The sequence below is a fragment of the Arthrobacter sp. JCM 19049 genome (genome assembly GCF_001310435.1).
In genome coordinates this window covers 1-1561 of the sequence record NZ_BAXF01000490.1, presented here as the reverse complement: position 1 = coordinate 1561, position 1561 = coordinate 1, and the positions used below count along the sequence as shown (strand labels likewise).

The 1561-nt window shown below is 66.8% G+C and carries 1 protein-coding gene and 1 pseudogene; both read left to right on the top strand.

Going from position 1 to position 1561, the window contains the following annotated elements; genetic code table 11:
* The coding region (locus JCM19049_RS13705; RefSeq protein ID WP_279403232.1) for a metal ABC transporter permease at positions 1-701 on the top strand (701 nt) is incomplete at its 5' end.
* An 87-nt stretch (positions 702-788) separates the two neighbouring features.
* Positions 789-1561 (top strand): annotated as a pseudogene (locus JCM19049_RS13700) (ABC transporter); the annotation flags it as partial.

Below are 1561 nucleotides of genomic sequence, written 5' to 3'. Positions count from 1 at the left end.
TCCCGCTGCTGGCTGGCGCCGCGGTGAGCGCGGTCGCCATGAGCGCTGCCATCGGCGCCCTGCAACGACGCGGACGGATGTCCTATGACACGAGCATCGGCTTGCTGTTCGTCGCAATGCTGTCTGCCGGCGTCATCATCGTCTCGCATTCACGCAGTTTCGCCACGGACGCGACGGCAATGCTCTTCGGGGACATTCTTGCCATCGGCCCCGGCGACCTGCTTGTGCTGTGCTTCGGGCTGCTCGCCGCGCTGGTCATCGCCTTCGCATTCCACCGAAGATTCACCGCTGCGGCCTTCGACGAGCGCATCGCGACCACCCTGGGATTGAAGCCCCGGATGGCGCAGGTGGTGCTGGTCGGGCTGGTAACCCTGGCGGTGGTCGCCTCCTTCCAGGCGGTAGGCACGCTGCTGGTTGTTGGGTTGTTGCTGGCCCCGGTGGTCGCGGCGAACCGCTGGACCACCCGGATTCCCAGCACCATGGCGCTGGCTGCCGTTTTCGGCTCCGCCGCGGTGGCAGTGGGCCTGTGCGCCTCCTGGTATCTGGGTACCGCGGCCGGGGCTTCAATTGCCGGCACGGCGATCCTCGCCGCGGCATTTTCGGGTGTCGCGCGGGCCGGCCTTGACCGGCTGTGCAGCACCGATCGACACCATGAAACCGCTACGCCCACCGCAATCCACGAAGTTGAAAGAACCCCATGAATCGCATCATCACCCCTGGCCGCTACCGCTCTGCTGCTCGCCGGTCTCACCGGCTGTGCCCCCGCCGGGCCGTCAGCCGAGCAGTCAATGGCTCCGAGCGAATCCTCGAACCACGACGAGCACGACCACGACGACCATGACCATGAAAGCAGTGAGGGACACGGCGAAATCGAGGGAGCCCAGGAAACCACCGAAGCGCCGTTGCATATCGTCTCCATTGACTCCGCCGGAAACGCCGGCATGACCGACCTGCTGAACGGCAAGGAGAGCAGCCTCGAAGCCATCGCCGCGCCCACCTCGGTGTATAGCGATGGGCGCTACGTCTTCGCTTCCACCGCCGAGGGGCTCTCGGTGATTGACAGCGGCATGTGGAGCTGGGCCCACGGCGATCATTTCCACTACTACCGCGCCACCCCACGCAGCCTGGGCACGTTGGCAGGAGGCAAAGACGCCGCGGTGACCGGCTCGGCGCTGTCCACCGCCGGCGGCACCGGCGTATTCTTCCGGGACACCGGCCGCGCGGTGCTGCTAGACAATGCGGAATTGGCCGAGGGGCATGTGCATCCGACCTTCGAGATCGACACGGGAAAGCACGACGGGCTCGTGGCACCGCTGGGCGAGGGCGCCGTGGTCAGCGTCCCCGGCAAGAACGGCAAAGCGACGCAGGTGCGCTTCCACGGCCCGGACGGCCAATCTGTCAACGGCACGGAAGCCGAATGCGACCAGGCCAGTGACGCCATCACCACCGCGGCCGGCCTGGTCATTGGTTGCGCCGACGGTGCGCTGGTGGTCACCTTGGATGGGGATGGGGATGGGGATGAGGCGCCGCAGTACCAGCGTGTCGCCTACCCCAAGGGAAC